Annotated in this window: 12 protein-coding genes and 2 tRNA genes; 8 read left to right on the plus strand and 6 right to left on the minus strand. The window is 66.2% G+C overall.

Annotated features, from left to right (window positions below):
- Positions 1-110: 110 nt before the first annotated feature.
- The 3 genes from PV772_RS08015 to bcp all read right to left on the minus strand — a co-directional run bounded on the left by PV772_RS08015 (position 111) and on the right by bcp (position 1,700).
- Positions 111-815 carry a fasciclin domain-containing protein gene (locus PV772_RS08015; protein WP_141160104.1) on the minus strand — a complete coding sequence of 235 codons (705 nt, stop codon included), beginning with the start codon at positions 813-815 and terminating at the stop codon, positions 111-113.
- A gap of 234 nt (positions 816-1,049) precedes the next feature.
- Positions 1,050-1,131: transfer RNA gene (locus tag PV772_RS08020), tRNA-Leu, on the minus strand.
- Positions 1,132-1,226: 95 nt separating this feature from the next.
- Positions 1,227-1,700, minus strand: coding sequence for a thioredoxin-dependent thiol peroxidase (gene bcp / locus PV772_RS08025; RefSeq protein ID WP_347885821.1), 474 nt, complete (start codon positions 1,698-1,700; stop codon positions 1,227-1,229).
- 96 nt (positions 1,701-1,796) lie between these two features.
- On the opposite strand from bcp, the gene PV772_RS08030 reads away from it, so the two are divergent.
- Positions 1,797-2,255, plus strand: coding sequence for a MarR family transcriptional regulator (locus PV772_RS08030; RefSeq protein WP_141161545.1), 459 nt, complete (start codon positions 1,797-1,799; stop codon positions 2,253-2,255).
- A gap of 159 nt (positions 2,256-2,414) precedes the next feature.
- Here the strand turns inward: PV772_RS08030 and PV772_RS08035 are convergent.
- The 3 genes from PV772_RS08035 to PV772_RS08045 all read right to left on the minus strand — a co-directional run bounded on the left by PV772_RS08035 (position 2,415) and on the right by PV772_RS08045 (position 4,776).
- Positions 2,415-2,490: transfer RNA gene (locus PV772_RS08035), tRNA-Lys, on the minus strand.
- A 113-nt stretch (positions 2,491-2,603) separates the two neighbouring features.
- Positions 2,604-3,638 carry a PQQ-dependent sugar dehydrogenase gene (locus tag PV772_RS08040; protein WP_347885822.1) on the minus strand — a complete coding sequence of 345 codons (1,035 nt, stop codon included), beginning with the start codon at positions 3,636-3,638 and terminating at the stop codon, positions 2,604-2,606.
- Positions 3,639-3,756: 118 nt separating this feature from the next.
- Entirely contained in the window at positions 3,757-4,776 is a 1,020-nt protein-coding gene (locus PV772_RS08045; RefSeq protein WP_347885823.1) for a hypothetical protein, read from the minus strand.
- 259 nt (positions 4,777-5,035) lie between these two features.
- Between PV772_RS08045 and ilvD the strand changes: the two genes are divergently transcribed.
- The 7 genes from ilvD (at position 5,036) to PV772_RS08080 (ending at position 16,173) form a co-directional block, all read left to right on the plus strand.
- Positions 5,036-6,754 (plus strand): dihydroxy-acid dehydratase, encoded by a 1,719-nt coding sequence (gene ilvD, locus PV772_RS08050; RefSeq protein WP_347885824.1) that lies wholly within the window; start codon positions 5,036-5,038, stop codon positions 6,752-6,754.
- Between the two features lie 406 nt (positions 6,755-7,160).
- Positions 7,161-9,068, plus strand: coding sequence for an acetolactate synthase large subunit (locus PV772_RS08055; RefSeq protein ID WP_347885825.1), 1,908 nt, complete (start codon positions 7,161-7,163; stop codon positions 9,066-9,068).
- A 2-nt stretch (positions 9,069-9,070) separates the two neighbouring features.
- Positions 9,071-9,583, plus strand: a complete 513-nt coding sequence (gene ilvN / locus PV772_RS08060) for an acetolactate synthase small subunit (RefSeq protein WP_141160110.1) — start codon at positions 9,071-9,073, stop codon at positions 9,581-9,583.
- A gap of 84 nt (positions 9,584-9,667) precedes the next feature.
- Positions 9,668-10,693 (plus strand): ketol-acid reductoisomerase, encoded by a 1,026-nt coding sequence (ilvC, locus tag PV772_RS08065; protein WP_141160111.1) that lies wholly within the window; start codon positions 9,668-9,670, stop codon positions 10,691-10,693.
- A gap of 123 nt (positions 10,694-10,816) precedes the next feature.
- Positions 10,817-12,406 (plus strand): phosphoglycerate dehydrogenase, encoded by a 1,590-nt coding sequence (gene serA / locus PV772_RS08070; protein WP_141160112.1) that lies wholly within the window; start codon positions 10,817-10,819, stop codon positions 12,404-12,406.
- A 216-nt stretch (positions 12,407-12,622) separates the two neighbouring features.
- The gene (locus tag PV772_RS08075; RefSeq protein ID WP_347885826.1) at positions 12,623-15,421 is read left to right on the plus strand and encodes an FtsX-like permease family protein; all 2,799 of its coding nucleotides are present in this window, start codon (positions 12,623-12,625) and stop codon (positions 15,419-15,421) included.
- Positions 15,418-16,173 carry an ATP-binding cassette domain-containing protein gene (locus tag PV772_RS08080; RefSeq protein WP_141160114.1) on the plus strand — a complete coding sequence of 252 codons (756 nt, stop codon included), beginning with the start codon at positions 15,418-15,420 and terminating at the stop codon, positions 16,171-16,173. The genes PV772_RS08075 and PV772_RS08080 overlap by 4 nt, the downstream gene beginning before the upstream one ends.
- Positions 16,174-16,176: the final 3 nt, after the last annotated feature.

Here is a 16,176-nt window from a genome sequence, read left to right on the forward strand (position 1 = left end):
AGTCTAGGGGACGGCGCCCGTGGCCGGCCCCAGGCCAGCCTGTGACGCGCCAGGGCCGGGCCCGCCGGTTGACGTGGCGGGCCCGGCCCTGTGTGGGGGTCTGGTGGGGCCTACTTGGGCATGAGGACCGAGTCGACCAGGTAGACGGTGGCATTCTTGGTCTTGACGCCACCGCAGACCACGTTGGCGTTGTCCACCTTGAGGTTGTCGCCGCTGCCGGTGACCGTGACGGAGCCGCCCTCTACCGTGGCGTGCGTACCGGCGATCTTGTCAGGGGTGATCTGGCCGGGAACCACGTGGTAGGTGAGGATCTTGCTCAGCAGGGCGTCGTCTGTCTTCAGGGTTTCAATGGTGGCGGGGTCGATCTTCTTGAAGGCGTCGTCCACGGGCGCGAAGACGGTGAATTCGCCACCGTTGAGCGTGTCAACCAGGTTCACCTTGGGGTTCAACTTGCCGGACACCGCCGCGGTGAGCGTGGTGAGGATGGGGTTGTTGGAGGCTGCCACGGCCACCGGATCCAGCGCCATGCCCTCTACCGAGCCTGCGCCGGTGGGTACCTGCTTGGCGTAGGCGGCGCAGCCGGGGCCAACCAGGTTTGCTGCCGGGTTCATGGCGCCCATCGAGGAACCTGCGGACGGCGAAGCCATGCTGGAGCTGGACGGGGACGCCATGCTGGAGCTGGGGGCGGATGACATCGGCGCCGAGGACGCCGACGACCCGGAAGTGCTGCCGGAGCCGCCGCAGGCGGTGAGGCTGAGCAGAGCGGCCGCTGCAACGCCTGCGACGGTGAAAGTGGTGCGCTTGAAGGTCTGCATTTCAGTACTCCTTGGATCGTTGAGCCTGCTGCCCTTGGAGCGTGTCCGCGGCTTGCAGTCTGACTATGGGGGTAAGCACCTGCCCTTGGCTGGTGTCTCAATGGCTATTCGCCGGGTGGGCCGCGGCGGATGGGTGATCCATGGATTTTTCTATTCGGGGCACGAATGGGGCGGCAGCAAACGTTCGTCCTTTAACGCAGGAATCCCCCGGCCGGAGCCGGGGGATTCCCAGTGTGCGCAAGGGGGGACTTGAACCCCCACGCCCGAAGGCACAGGAACCTAAATCCTGCGTGTCTGCCAATTTCACCACTCGCGCAAGGCTTGCCGGCTGAACGCGAAGCGTTCGACGGCGGATGCCAGAGTCCATTGTAGCGTTGCGTCGGGCGGGCTCTCCGGCGGGCCGTGGCCGGGTCAGGAGTCCAGGCTGAGGTCCCGCCTGAGTTTGGCCACGTGGCCGGTGGCCCGGACGTTGTATTGGGCCAGCGCCACGTTGCCGTTCGGGTCCACCACGATGGTGGAGCGGATCAGGCCTTCGTAGGTCTTGCCGTAGTTCTTCTTTTCGCCCCAGGCGCCGTAGGCCTCCGCCACGGCGTGGTCAGCGTCGGAGAGCAGTGGGAAGGTCAGCGACTCATGTGCGGCGAACTTTGCCAGTTTTTCGACCGGGTCGGGGGAGATGCCAAGGACGTCGTAGCCGGCGGCCTGCAGGGATGACAGGCTGTCCCGGAAATCGCAGGCTTCCTTGGTGCAGCCCGGGGTGGAGGCCGCGGGGTAGAAATAGACGATGGTGGAGCGGCCGGGGCGGGGAGCCAGGCTGACGCCCTTGCCGGTGGAATCCTGCAGGGTGAAAGCGGGGGCCTTGTCGCCGGTAACGAGTCTTTCAGCCATTGTTTTTCTCCTTGTTGCGGGCGGGACACAACAGCCTAGTAAGCAGGTGGGGCGAGTGCTAATCGGCATTTGGCTATACTAGCTGCTATGCCTGATATGGATCACTGGCCCACAGGGCGCCTTCTGTCCACTGCTGCGCGACTCGTTGAGCACTCCTGGAACGAAAAACTTGGCGCCATCGGCCTCACCCATGCCGGTGTTATCGCCATCGAGGTCCTTGCCGCGCAAGGGCCCATGACCCAGGCCCAGCTTGCCCAGTACGTGCGCGTGCAGGCCCAGACCATGGGGAAGACCCTCAGCCGGCTTGAGTCCCACGGCCACATCGCCCGGGTCCGCAGCACCTCGGACCGCAGGAGCCACGTGGTTTCCCTGACCGAGCAGGGCAAGGAAGCCGTTGCCCAGGCCGTGGAGATGGAGCGCTCCGTCCTCGCATCCTCCTCTATTGACCCTGATCTGCTGCGCCAGGAGCTGAAGGCAGTAGTCCGGGAACTGGCCAGCCAGTTCTCCACGACTCCCAGCAATGCCGGCGCCCTGATGGACAACGCCGCCAAGTAATCGTTCACGCGGCAGCCCGCATAAGAAAAGCGCGGCCTGGCTTCCCGAAAGCCGGCGCCGCGCTTTTTTGTGCCCCGCGCCCGATGATCCCGATAATGGGGCAGAAAACAAAACAGCCCCCGGCTTGTGTTTCCACAAAGCCGGAGGCTGTTTTCCCAGTGGTGCACCCCCCGGGACTTGAACCCGGAACCCATTGATTAAGAGTCAATTGCTCTGCCAATTGAGCTAGAGGTGCATCTTTTTGCTTCCATCCCCGGGCTTTTTCTTTCCCGTTGATCTCCGCAACGACATGAAACTCTACACGAACTTTCGGTGCAAGTGAAATCGGCCGTTCCGAAGGTTCCTGGTTCAGTGCAGGGGCCGCAAAACCAGCGCGAAATCGGGGTTTTCACCGTTCGTGAGCAGCCACAGGCTCCCGCTGGGTGCCCGGATGACGTCCCTGATCCTGCCGTACTCTCCTGTGAAATAGGCCACAGGATTCCCGGCTTCCTCCGCCTGGAGCGGCACAGCCCAGAGCCGTTCGCCCCGGAGCGCACCCAGGTAGGCAATTCCGCCGGTTATCTCCAGCCCGCTGGGCGAGGAATCGCGCGTGGAGGGCCAGACGACTTTCGCGTCCTGGAACCCGGCGCGGTGCGGTGCCCCGGTGACTTCCGGCCAGCCGTAGTTGGCCCCCGGAAGGATCAGGTTGAGCTCATCATCCACATCCGGGCCGAACTCGCTGGCCCACAGCCTGCCTGCGTCGTCCCACGCCAGGCCCTGCACATTTCGGTGGCCCAGGCTGTATACCGCGTTTCCGAACGGGTTGCCGGGCGCAGGGCTGCCGTCAGCACGGAGTCGGAGGATCTTGCCGCCAAGGGCCGTGGGGTCCTGGGCCCGCTCGCGTCGCTGCCCGTCTCCGGTGCCCACGTAGAGGAAACCGTCCGGGCCGAACCGGATCCTTCCTCCGTTGTGGGTGCCGGCTTTTGGAATTCCGGAAAACACGGTTTGGGGGAGCCCCATTGACAGGGAACCGCCCGCGCCGGCATCGAGGGTGAACCGGACCACCCGGTTGTCATCCTGCGTGGTCAGGTAGGCGAAGAGGTAGTGGTCGGCGTCGAACTGCGGGGACAGTGCAAGCCCCAGCAGGCCTCCCTCTCCTGCGGGTGCCACGCCAGGCACTTTCCCGAGGGTTGCCGCCCGGCCATCACGGACAGTTTTCAGGAGGGCGGTCCCGCGCTCGGAAATGACGGCGGTGCCGTCCGGGAGGAACACCGCTGCCCAGGGCGTGTCCAACTGCAGTTCCAACCGTTCCTGCACCACGGGCGCGGCAGGGACGGGAGTTGTTCCGGCTGATTGCGTGGCCGGGGGAGCAGGGCTGGCGACGGCGGCTCCCGGGGTTGTCATGCCGGCCGCCGACTCCGTGCCCGGAGCGGGCGGCTGCGGTGCGCCCGTGCAGCCGGCCAGCACCAGGCACGCGGACAGACAGGAAAGGCCCGCCGCTATGCGGCAGGCCTTCACCCTGTCAGAGCCGTTTGCGCCGTGGAGCGCGGAAGCCCGCGGCCTCCGCATGCGCGGCAGATTCAAACCAGACTTCCGCCCGGGTCTGCTCATAGTCCGGATGTCCTTCTTCGTAGTACACCATCGCGGTAGCGTCGCCCTTGACCGTGTAGTCCGCAGGTCCACTTCCGTCGGGGCCCGGTGCGGCTGATCCTTCTCCATAAGGCTCATCGGCCGCCAGGTGTCCGCCAGGCTCGACGGCCACTGTGCCCTGTGCCTGGGCGAAGTCCTGTCCCGGCCCGGAAGGCTGCTGGTGGTGGTCCGCCCCGTTTTCCACCAGCGCGGAGGACTGGGCCCGGTCCAGGGTTTCGGCCGTCCCGGCATCTTCCACGCCCTCCACGGCCGCCGTTTCTGCGCCGGGAAGCGTGGGGGCGTGTGCTGCCGTGTACTCGTCATGGTGGACCGGCCGGGCACCTGCCGCGGCCTGTCCGGACACCGCTTCAGTTCCGGCGCCCGGCTCCGACGGTTCGTGCTGCGCAGCGGCCGGTGCACCGGAAATTGACGATCCGGACCGGGAGCCCGCGTTGCCGGCTTCGGACCACTGGGTTTCCCATTCAGCCTGGTCGGCGGGTTGGTCCCCATCCCGGCGGTCACCGTGTGCGCCGGTGCCGGCTGAAGTGCCCGTCCGGGAAACGCGGGAGTCCTCCGCGGCGACAGAGCTGGATGACACATCCTGGGTTGGGGCGGAAACCGGTGCCTCGGCCGCGGCCGAGGCGGAGGATTCCGCGGGTTCTTCCGCAGTAACGGGTGCGGCCGGCTCTGCGGCTCTGCCGAACCCGGCCGCTGTGGGGATGCCGGTGGTCCCCGCAGCAGCGGCGGAGGCTGCAGCGCTCCCCCCTTCCAGGGCTCCGTCGGCACGGGGAGCGTCAGTCCTTGCGCCGGCTGCCGGGCCTCCTGGAGCGGTGGAGGACTTGTTGCGTCTGAGCAGCCACCACACGACGGCGACGATGACGACGATGAGGATGATCCAGAAAACAATATCCATGGCAGGCCCTTCGATACAGGTGGATGGGTGTCCTTTCCCCGACGCTACGTGGGGTGGCCACTGCTGTCCAGAGATGCCGCGGCGCATGGGGGAGGACCCGCTGGAAACAGGACGGGGAGGCATCCGCGCGCCATGAGGCAGCCGTAAACCCACTGATGGGGATGCCTGTCCAGTTATTTGGCGGGAATTTCAGGAGTTTCCGAACCTTGGGGCGCCGGAGGGTCGTTCCAGCCACCGATCGGGTCCTAGACTTTCCCCTATGACTGACGCCCAGACCACAGCCGGGAACAAACCGGACATCAAGCCCCGCAGCCGCGTCGTCACCGATGGCATCCATGCGGCCCCCGCCCGCGGCATGTTCCGGGCCGTTGGGATGGGTGATGACGACTTCGTGAAACCGCAGGTGGGCGTGGCCAGTTCCTGGAACGAGATCACCCCCTGCAACCTCTCGCTGAACCGGTTGGCCCAGGGCGCCAAGGAGGGTGTCCACGCGGGCGGCGGCTTCCCGATGCAATTCGGCACCATATCGGTGTCTGACGGGATCTCCATGGGCCACGAGGGCATGCACTTCTCCCTGGTATCCCGCGAAGTCATCGCCGACTCCGTCGAGACCGTCCTGCAGGCCGAGCGGATCGACGGCTCCGTCCTGCTGGCCGGCTGCGACAAGTCCTTGCCCGGCATGCTCATGGCAGCGGCGCGGCTTGACCTTGCAAGCGTGTTCCTCTACGCCGGGTCCATCATGCCCGGCTGGGTCAAGCTGGAGGACGGCTCGGAAAAGGAAGTCACCCTCATTGACGCTTTCGAAGCGGTGGGCGCCTGCGCGGCCGGCAAGATGAGCATGGAGGACCTCACCCGCATCGAAAAGGCCATCTGCCCCGGCGAAGGCGCCTGCGGCGGGATGTACACGGCCAACACCATGGCCTGCATCGGCGAGGCCCTGGGCATGTCCCTGCCCGGCTCGGCCGCCCCGCCCTCGGCAGACCGCCGTCGTGATGAATTTGCCCGCAAGTCCGGTGAGGCTGTGGTCAACCTGCTGCGCCTGGGCATCACCGCCCGGGACATCATGACCAGGAAGGCCTTCGAAAATGCCATCGCCGTCACCATGGCGTTCGGCGGCTCCACCAACGCCGTCCTCCACCTGCTGGCCATCGCACGCGAAGCCGAGGTCGAACTGAGCCTCGACGACTTCAACCGCATCGGCGACAGGATCCCGCACCTGGGCGACCTCAAGCCCTTCGGCCGCTACGTCATGACCGATGTCGACAGGATCGGCGGCGTGCCCGTCATCATGAAGGCCCTGCTCGACGCCGGCCTGCTGCACGGCGACTGCCTCACCGTCACGGGCAAGACCGTCGCCGAAAACCTCGACGCGATCAACCCGCCGGACGTTGACGGCAAGATCCTGCGCGCCCTGGACAACCCGATCCATAAAACCGGCGGCATCACCATCCTGCACGGCTCCATGGCCCCGGAAGGCGCCGTGGTCAAGAGTGCAGGCTTCGACGCCGACGTCTTCGAGGGGACCGCCCGTGTTTTCGAACGGGAGCAGGGCGCCCTGGATGCCCTCGACAACGGCGGGATCAAGGCCGGCGCCGTCGTCGTCATCCGCTACGAAGGTCCCAAGGGCGGGCCCGGCATGCGCGAAATGCTCGCCATCACCGGTGCCATCAAGGGCGCGGGACTCGGCAAGGACGTCCTGCTCCTCACCGACGGCCGCTTCTCCGGCGGCACCACCGGCCTGTGCATCGGCCACGTGGCACCGGAAGCGGTCGACGGCGGCCCCATCGCCTTCGTGCGGGACGGCGACAGGATCCGGGTGGACATCGCCGCGCGCACCTTTGACCTGCTGGTGGATGAGGCCGAGCTCGAGGCCCGCAAGGTGGGCTGGGAGCCGCTGCCGGCCAGGTACACCAAGGGTGTGCTCGCCAAGTACGCCAAGCTGGTCCACAGCGCCAGCCAGGGCGCCTGGACCGGCTAGCAAGCCCTACGCTTAGTGGCTTGGCTTAATAAGGAAGCTCCGAGGGGACCCAAGCGTTCGGCGTCCGCGCCGTACGCTTGGGGAAGGAGCTTCCGCCTGCCGCCTGTGCGGTTGGGCTTTGATCCTATGCTGCTGCGATAGGATCAAAGAGTGGACAATGACGTCCACATGGTGAGATGGGGTGGCCGCTCGTTGACACCCGTCTCGCCAAGAGGGAAAACTGAACGCATGACTTTCGTTACCGCCGGCATCGTCGTCGTCCTTACCAAGCGCGTGGCACATTAGCCCCTGGTAACGAAACAGTCACGCGCAAACCCCTCACCAAGCCGCCAGGCCGAGGGGTTTTTTTATTCCCACCGTTCCAAACCAGTTCCAAAACCAGAGAAGATCCACAAGGAAGAGTCCGATGAGCAAAGGATCGCCCATCAGCCCCTCGCTGATGGCCACCAAGTCCGCTGGAGCCCCCAAGGCTCCGGAACGCGCCGACCGGACGGCTGACCACGCCGCCGTCGTCGCCGACCTTGCTGCCGCCTCTCCTGTCCTTGGGCCGAACAACGTCGTACCCCCGACGGTGATGACCGGCTCGCAAGCAATCGTCCGCTCGCTCGAAGAACTCGGCGTCGACGACATTTTCGGTTTGCCTGGTGGCGCGATCCTGCCCACCTACGACCCCCTGATGGCCTCCACCATGAACCACGTGCTGGTCCGTCACGAACAGGGAGCCGGCCACGCCGCGCAAGGCTACGCCATGGTCACCGGGCGGGTTGGCGTCTGCATCGCCACCTCGGGCCCCGGGGCCACCAACCTCGTTACCGCCATCATGGATGCCCACATGGACTCCGTGCCCCTGGTGGCCATCACCGGCCAGGTTTCCAGCGGCGTGATCGGCACCGATGCCTTCCAGGAAGCCGACATCGTGGGTATCACGATGCCCATTACCAAGCATTCCTTCCTGGTAACAGACCCCAACGACATCCCGCACGTTATGGCAGAGGCCTTCCACCTGGCCTCCACCGGCCGCCCCGGTCCCGTGCTGGTGGACGTTGCCAAGGATGCCCAGGTGGGCCAGATGACTTTCTCCTGGCCCCCGAAAATCGACCTGCCGGGCTACCGGCCGGTGACCCGCGGCCACAACAAGCAGGTCCGCGAAGCGGCCAAACTCATTGCCGCCTCCGCCAAGCCTGTCCTGTACGTGGGCGGCGGCGTGGTCAAGGCGCACGCCTCGGCCGAGTTGCTCGCCCTCGCCGAAGCCACCGGCGCGCCGGTGGTGACCACCCTGATGGCCAAGGGCGCGTTCCCGGACTCCCACCCGCAGCACGTCGGCATGCCCGGCATGCACGGCAGCGTTTCCGCCGTCACGGCCCTGCAGCAGTCCGACCTCCTCATCACGCTCGGCGCGCGCTTCGATGACCGCGTTACCGGAGTGCTGAAGACCTTCGCGCCCAACGCCAAGGTCATCCACGCCGACATCGATCCTGCGGAAATTTCCAAGAACCGCACCGCTGACGTTCCCATCGTTGGGTCCGTCAAGGAGATCATCCCGGAACTGACCGAGGCCGTGCGCAGCCAGTTCGAGGCTTCCGGAACCCCGGACCTCACCACCTGGTGGGCTTTCCTGAACAACCTCAAGGAAACCTACCCGCTGGGCTGGACGGAACCGGACGACGGATTGATCGCACCGCAGAAGGTCATCAAGCGGATCGGTGAGCTGACCGGCCCCGACGGCGTGTACGTGGCAGGCGTCGGCCAGCACCAGATGTGGGCCGCCCAGTTCATCAAGTACGAACGCCCGCACGCCTGGCTGAACTCGGGCGGCGCCGGCACCATGGGATACGCCGTCCCGGCGGCCATGGGCGCGAAGGTGGGCAACCCGGACCGCGTGGTCTGGGCCATCGACGGTGACGGCTGCTTCCAGATGACCAACCAGGAGCTGGCCACGTGCGCCATCAACAAAATCCCCATCAAGGTGGCTGTTATCAACAACTCCTCGCTGGGCATGGTGCGGCAGTGGCAGACCCTCTTCTACGAGGGCCGCTACTCCAACACCGACCTCAATACCGGCCATGACACGGTCCGCATCCCGGATTTCGTCAAGCTGGGGGAGGCCTATGGCTGCGCGTCGTTCCGGGTTGAACGCGAGGAAGATATCGATGCCACCATCCAGAAGGCCCTCGAAATCAACGACCGCCCCGTGGTCATCGACTTCGTGGTGAGCCCCAACTCCATGGTGTGGCCAATGGTGCCCGCCGGCGTGAGCAACGACCAGATCCAGGTTGCCCGCAACATGACCCCGGAATGGGAAGAGGAAGACTGAGCATGACCCGCCACACACTTTCCGTCCTGGTTGAGGACAAGCCCGGCGTCCTGACCCGCGTGGCCAGCCTCTTTGCCCGGCGCGCCTTCAACATCAACTCCCTGGCTGTTGGCCCCACCGAAGTGCCGGGCGTGTCCCGCATGACGGTGGTGGTCGACGCCGACGGCGACCTGATCGAACAGGTCACCAAGCAGCTCAACAAGCTGGTGAACGTCATCAAGATCGTTGAGCTCACCCCCGAATCTTCCGTACAGCGCGACCACATCCTGGTCAAGGTACGTGCGGATGCCGCAACTCGCCTGCAGGTAACCCAGGCCGCAGACCTGTTCCGCGCCTCAGTGGTCGACGTATCCACCGACTCCGTCGTCATCGAGGCCACCGGCCATCCCGAAAAGCTCACGGCCCTGCTCTCAGTGCTGGAGCCCTTCGGCATCCGCGAAATTGTGCAGTCCGGCACCCTGGCCGTTGGACGGGGATCCCGCTCCATGAGTGACCGGGCGCTCCGCTCCGCCTAGGCACTGCCTCCAGGCGGGTCCACGCGCCCGTAACCGCAGCACCGCAAGACCACTATCTACAACCACTCAAGAGGAGTTACGCAAGTGACTGAAATGTTTTACGACGATGACGCCGACCTGTCGATCATCCAGGGCCGCAAGGTTGCCATCGTTGGCTACGGTTCCCAGGGCCACGCCCACGCGCTCAACCTGCGCGATTCCGGCGTCGAGGTCGTCATCGCGCTGAAGGACGGCTCCAAGTCGACCGCCAAGGCCGAGGACGCCGGCTTCACGGTCAAGAACGTCGCCGACGCCGCCGAATGGGCCGACGTCATCATGATCCTGGCACCGGACCAGCACCAGCGCGCCATCTACAACGACTCCATCAAGGACAAGCTGACCCCCGGCAAGGCACTGGCCTTCGCCCACGGCTTCAACATCCGCTTCGGCTACATCCAGGCTCCGGAGGGCGTCGACGTCATCCTGATCGCCCCGAAGGCTCCGGGCCACACCGTGCGCCGCGAGTTCGAAGCCGGCCGCGGCATCCCGGACATCATCGCCGTGGAGCAGGACGCATCCGGCAACGCCTGGGAGCTGGCCAAGTCGTACGCCAAGGCCATCGGCGGCACCCGCGCCGGCGTCATCAAGACCACCTTCACCGAAGAGACCGAAACGGACCTCTTCGGTGAGCAGGCCGTACTGTGCGGCGGTGTTTCCCAGCTGGTCCAGTACGGTTTCGAGACCCTCACCGAAGCCGGCTACCAGCCGCAGATCGCCTACTTCGAGGTACTGCACGAGCTCAAGCTCATCGTCGACCTCATGTGGGAAGGCGGCATCGCCAAGCAGCGCTGGAGCGTCTCCGACACGGCAGAATACGGCGACTACGTCTCCGGCCCGCGCGTCATCACCCCCGAGGTGAAGGAAAACATGAAGGCCGTCCTGGCCGATATCCAGTCCGGTGCGTTTGCCAAGCGCTTCATCGAGGACCAGGACAACGGCGCCGTCGAGTTCAAGGAACTGCGCGCCAAGGCCGAGCAGCACCCCATCGAGGCCGTTGGCCGCGAGCTGCGCTCCCTGTTCTCCTGGCAGCAGCAGGACGTGGACTACGTGGAAGGCTCCGCGGCCCGCTAAGGCTGCCGCGCCACCGCTTTTACCCAATGGTGAGGCCGGGTTCACACTTAACAATGTGAGCCCGGCCTTTCCGTCCGCCTAGACTTGTTTCCATCCCCAGGACTGCAACGCAGAGGATCAGCCGTGTCAAAACCCGTAGTACTGCTCGCCGAAGAACTTTCCCCCGCCACCGTCGAGGCCCTTGGCCCGGACTTTGAAATCCGACAGACCGACGGCGCAGACCGTTCCCAGCTGCTCTCGGCGATCAGCGACGTAGACGCCATCCTGGTCCGCTCCGCCACCCAGGTGGACGCCGAAGCGATCGCCGCGGCCAAGAACCTGAAGGTCATCGCGCGCGCCGGGGTGGGCCTGGACAATGTGGACATCAAGGCCGCAACCCAGGCAGGCGTGATGGTGGTCAACGCCCCCACGTCCAACATCGTGTCCGCCGCCGAACTCACCGTGGGCCACATCCTCAGCCTGGCCCGCCACATCCCGCAGGCCAGCGCCGCCCTCAAAGACGGCGAATGGAAGCGCTCCAAGTACACCGGCATCGAACTGTTCGAAAAGAAGATCGGCATCATCGGCCTGGGCCGCATCGGCGCCCTGGTGGCGGCCCGCCTCAAGGGCTTCGACACCAAGATTCTTGCCTACGATCCCTACATCACCTCCGCCCGTGCCGCGCAGCTCGGCGTGCAGCTGGTCACCCTGGACGAACTCCTGGCACAGTCCGACTTCATCACCATCCACATGCCCAAGACCCCCGAGACCGTGGGCATGCTGGGCGCGGACGCGTTCAAGAAGATGAAGTCGACCGCCTACGTGGTCAACGTCGCCCGTGGCGGCCTCGTTGATGAAGAAGCACTCTTCACGGCCCTGCAGGACGGCGAAATCGCCGGCGCCGGCGTGGACGTCTTCGCCAAGGAACCCAGCACCGACCTGCCGTTCTTCAAGCTCGACAACGTCGTGGTCACCCCCCACCTGGGCGCCTCCACGGACGAAGCACAGGAAAAGGCCGGCGTCTCCGTGGCCAAGTCCGTCCGCCTGGCCCTCGCGGGCGAGCTCGTGCCGGACGCCGTCAACGTCGCCGGCGGCGTCATCGCCCCCGACGTCCGCCCGGGCATCCCGCTGATCGAGAAGCTGGGCCGCATCTTCACCGCCCTGACCCACGCCTCCCTGACCCAGTTCGACGTCGAAGTGGCCGGCGAAATCTCCTCGCTCGACGTCAAGGTGCTTGAACTCGCCGCGCTGAAGGGCATCTTCGCCGATGTGGTGACCGAGCAGGTCTCCTACGTCAACGCACCCGTCATCGCCGAGCAGCGCGGCATCAATGTCCGCCTCATCACCACCCCCGACACTGAGTCGTACCGCAACGTCCTGACCCTGCGCGGCGCCCTCAGCGACGGCAGCCAGATCTCCGTGGCGGGCACCCTGACCGGCCCCAAGCAGATCGAGAAGCTGGTGGGCATCAACGGGTTCGAGGTGGAAATCCCCATCAGCGAGCACCTCGTGGTGGTTGCCTACACCGACCGGCCGGGCGTGATCGGAACCATCGGCCACATCCTGGGCATGAACAACATCAACATCGCCGGCATGCAGGTTGCGCGCTCCGATGAGGGCGGCAAGGTCCTCGCCCTGCTGACCATCGACAGCTCCGTTCCGCAGCAGGTGCTGGACGCCATCAAGGCAGGTATCGGCGCCGAGATGGTCCGGGAAGTGGACCTGGAAGACTAGCGCGACACACCGGCCGAAACGCCGTAGCCGCTCCTCCGCGGGGGTATGACCCGGCGGATCCACGTATGATTGGCCGGTCTGCTTACAATGGCTGGGTCCTTATTCAGGACCGTAGCCGGCAGGCCGGCCAATACCTTTTGCACATCCGTCCGTCATTGCCCACGCCTGCCCGGGGGACGGAAGTGCGCGCACGCAATCCAGGTTTCAGGGAGTTCCATGAACGCCGTCCAGAGGTTCATCAGAAGCAGGGTGCTGCTGTTGACCGCGGCCATCTTGATCGCAGCCATGTGCTTGTCGGTCGTCGTCCAAAGCCAGTCACAGGCTGCGCTCAACCGGACGGTCGATGAAAACTCGAGGGGGCTCTACGACATCCTGGTCCAGGCCAAGGCGCCCTCCGGGGCGCTTCTGCAGCCCGAAATCGCCAACGGCGCGGGCGGCATCGGCTTCGACCAGCTGGACTCCATCCGGAAGCTGTCCGGCACGTCCGTGGCTGCCCCCATCAGCCTGGTCTCGCGCGTCACCCAGAACCTGGAGACGCCCCGCCTCGACGCCATGGATTACCTGGGCTACAACGCCGGACTGGCCGGCACCGCCACGGCGGACCAGGCCGCCGGCGCCACCGCCCCGGACAAGTGGCCGGCAGCGGAGTCCGTCCTGACCGATGCCGCCAAGAAGTACCGCCTCACCGCCAGCGCCGTGAGCTCCGACGGGAACTCCGAGCAAACCCTGTTCAAGACCACGGCCGAGGGCACGCTGGGCAAGGCGAAGCTCGTCGAGGAGAAGGCCGCCGGCGGCAGCAGCATCCGCATCGCCGCGCCGGCAGGGGAGACGGGCATCAAGTTCCCTGCGCCCGCCGGCGGGTCCGAGCACAACCTCTTCAACCTCTCCGTGGCACTCCCGATGGCCCCCGAGGTCACCGAATCCGTCGTGGCCGTGGACCCTGCCGCCGAGCGGGCGCTCCTCGGTTCCGCCGGCGACTTCCTGGCTCCGCTGGAGAAGGCGCCGCCGGCTGATGCCCGCGACGCCGGCGCCGTGGGCCGCTACCTGGAAGGCCTCTTCACGAGCGGCATCAGCATGGACCAGCTCAAGGAAGGCCCCGACTTCCTGGGCGTTAAGCTCAAGTACTGGGCGCCCCTGATGACCCAGTACCAGCAGGCCAAGCGCAACGGCCAGCTGACCACCGGTTCGCAGGCGGTACCGCTGATCGTGCGCTCCGGCACCTCGCTGGACCTGAAGTACAACGTCAAGATCGAGGAAATTGACGACGCCGGCAAGGTCGTCAAGGACGTCGGCACCGTCTCGAAATCCCTGGGCAAGGATTACCTGCCGTTTGTTTCCAAGGACCCCTTCGTGTTGTCCTGGCCGGGTTCGACCGACCACTCCTCGCTGCTGGGCGCCACCGGCAACTTCAACCCGGGCCTGTACACTCCGGCCAAGTGGAGCACCAATTTCGCTGGCGCCCCCAAGTACACAGACGGAGACACCGCGTCCAACGGTGCCGTGGACAAGACGGCAGTTCCCGGGGATTGGGTCACCGTCAACCGACTTCCCGACAAGGCGTCCAACGGCGCGCCGGTCGACCAGACCCAGCGCAATCCGGTTGACGAGCGGTCCTACCGCGACAACCTGCCCACCGGCCAGCAGCAGTCTGCGCAGCCGCTGCCCATGGTCTACGGTACGTTCGACCCCGCCGCGGTGGAGGCCGCCTCCGGCGACGTCAACAAGCTGCCGCTGGGCGGCTACGATCCCACCCCGTTTACCCTGACAAAGGACGCCTCCGGCAAGGACGTTCCAGCCGCGGAGCTGAAGCCGTCGCTCAGCGCCACCGGACTGGCCAGCCAGTCCGCCGGTGCCATCACGGACTTCTACGGACTCGCCGCCGCGCGCGGCTACAAGCAGAACGCCGCCGTCATCGATGCCGTCCGCGTCCGCGCCAAGGCGCCGGGCAGCTGGAAGGACGCCCAGCCTGAGGTGGAGAAGCTCGCCGCGCAGATCCGGGACATGGGCCTTGACGCCACCGTGGTGGCGGGTTCCGCCCGTGAAGACACCAGCATCTTCGTTCCCGGCTACTCCAAGGACGGCGCAGGAAAGGAATCGGCTCTCGGCACGGTCCAGCAGTCCTGGGTCCGCCAGAATGCCGCGGAGGCCGTGGCAGGGGCACTTTCGGGAACCAACATCACCCTCCTGTTCCTGACGCTGTGCGGGGCGGCACTCCTCACCGGCGCCTCGACTGTGAGCTACATCCGCAAACGCCGCAGTGAGGCTGGAACCCTGCGGGCCATGGGCTGGACCCAGCGCCGGATCCGAAGCTGGGTACTCGAGGAATTCGGCGTCGGGGCCGTGCTGCTTGCCGCCGCGGGCATCGTGCTGAGCCTGCTGAGCTGGAGCCTGGCCACCGCACTGGTGTGCGCCGCCGTCCTGGTGCTCTACTGCGCTGCAGCGCTGTTCGCCGCCCGGCAGCTGCGCCACCGCGACGTGATCGACCAGGAACCGCAGCACGACGAACGCCTCATCCCCGTCGATTCCCCGCTCACCTTCGCCAACCGGCAGCTGAGCACCAACAAGTTCAACACCTTGTCGCTCGCCGTCGCGGTCGGTGTCTTCGGCGCGGCAGTGGGCGGCCTGATTGCCCTGCTGATCGATATTCCCCGCGCCGCCGGTGCCAGCGCATTGAGCGGCCTGGCCGCCGCCAGCGTGACGCTCCCAAGCATCCTGCTGGCACTTTCCGGCGTGGCAGTGGGGCTGGTCCTGACCCTGGTGACGGGCCGGTTCGAGCTCAACGCCAAACGCCAGTACCTGGGCATCCTCCAGGCCATGGGCTGGAACCCGGACATGCTCCGCCAGGTTCGGTTGTTCGAGAACGCGCTGGTGGGAACCGTGGCCCTGCCGCTGGGCGTGCTGGGCGCCCTGGGCATCGGCCTGCTGCTGGCCCCCTACGCAGCCATCTGGGCTGCAATAGCCGGGCTGGTGGCTGTAATTTGCTGGATACCGATTGCAACGAAAGTGGTCCAATGACAAACCCGACGAACGTCCAGCGCAGCCGCAGGAGCGGCTCCAACGAGGTCCCCCTGCAGACCCGGGCCAACACCATCGTCAAGTCGGCTGACCACGCCACCCCGCTGGAGATGCGCGACATCACCATCCGCTATGGCGGCGGCAAGGGCGGCGCCGAAGCCGTGAGCGTGGTGGAAGGCTTCGACCTGACCCTGCACGCCGGCGAGATGCACTGCGTCGCCGGCCGAAGCGGTTCCGGCAAGACCAGCATCCTGACCGTCGGCGCGGGCCTTACCTTGCCGACGTCGGGCCGCGTCTTCTGGGAAGGCGATTCCCTCGAAAGCATGGGCGACGACGAAATCGCCGACCGCCGTCGTGCCCTGATCGGTTACGTCGACCAGGGCGGTGCCCTGATCGACGGCATGAGCGCCCTGGAGAACGTCCTCCTGCCTGCCGTTCCCGACGGCGAGGTGGACCAGCGCCGCGACATGGCCAAGGACCTGCTGGACCTGGTGGGCCTGGGCCGCCGCATGCGGCACCGTCCCGCACAGCTCTCCGGCGGTGAGCGGCAGCGCGTGGCCATTGCCCGGGCCCTGATCCTCGGCACCCGGGTCCTGGTGGTGGATGAGCCCACCGCTTCCCTGGACCGTGCCTCCGCCAACCGCATCATCAGCATCCTGAAGGACACCACCTCCGACGGCATCGCCGTCCTGGTGGCCTCGCACGACCACGAGCTGGTCCGCCTGAGCGATACCCTGACAGAACTGATCTAGTCC

The organism is Pseudarthrobacter sp. CC12 (assembly GCF_039907755.1).
GTDB lineage: Bacteria > Actinomycetota > Actinomycetes > Actinomycetales > Micrococcaceae > Arthrobacter > Arthrobacter niigatensis.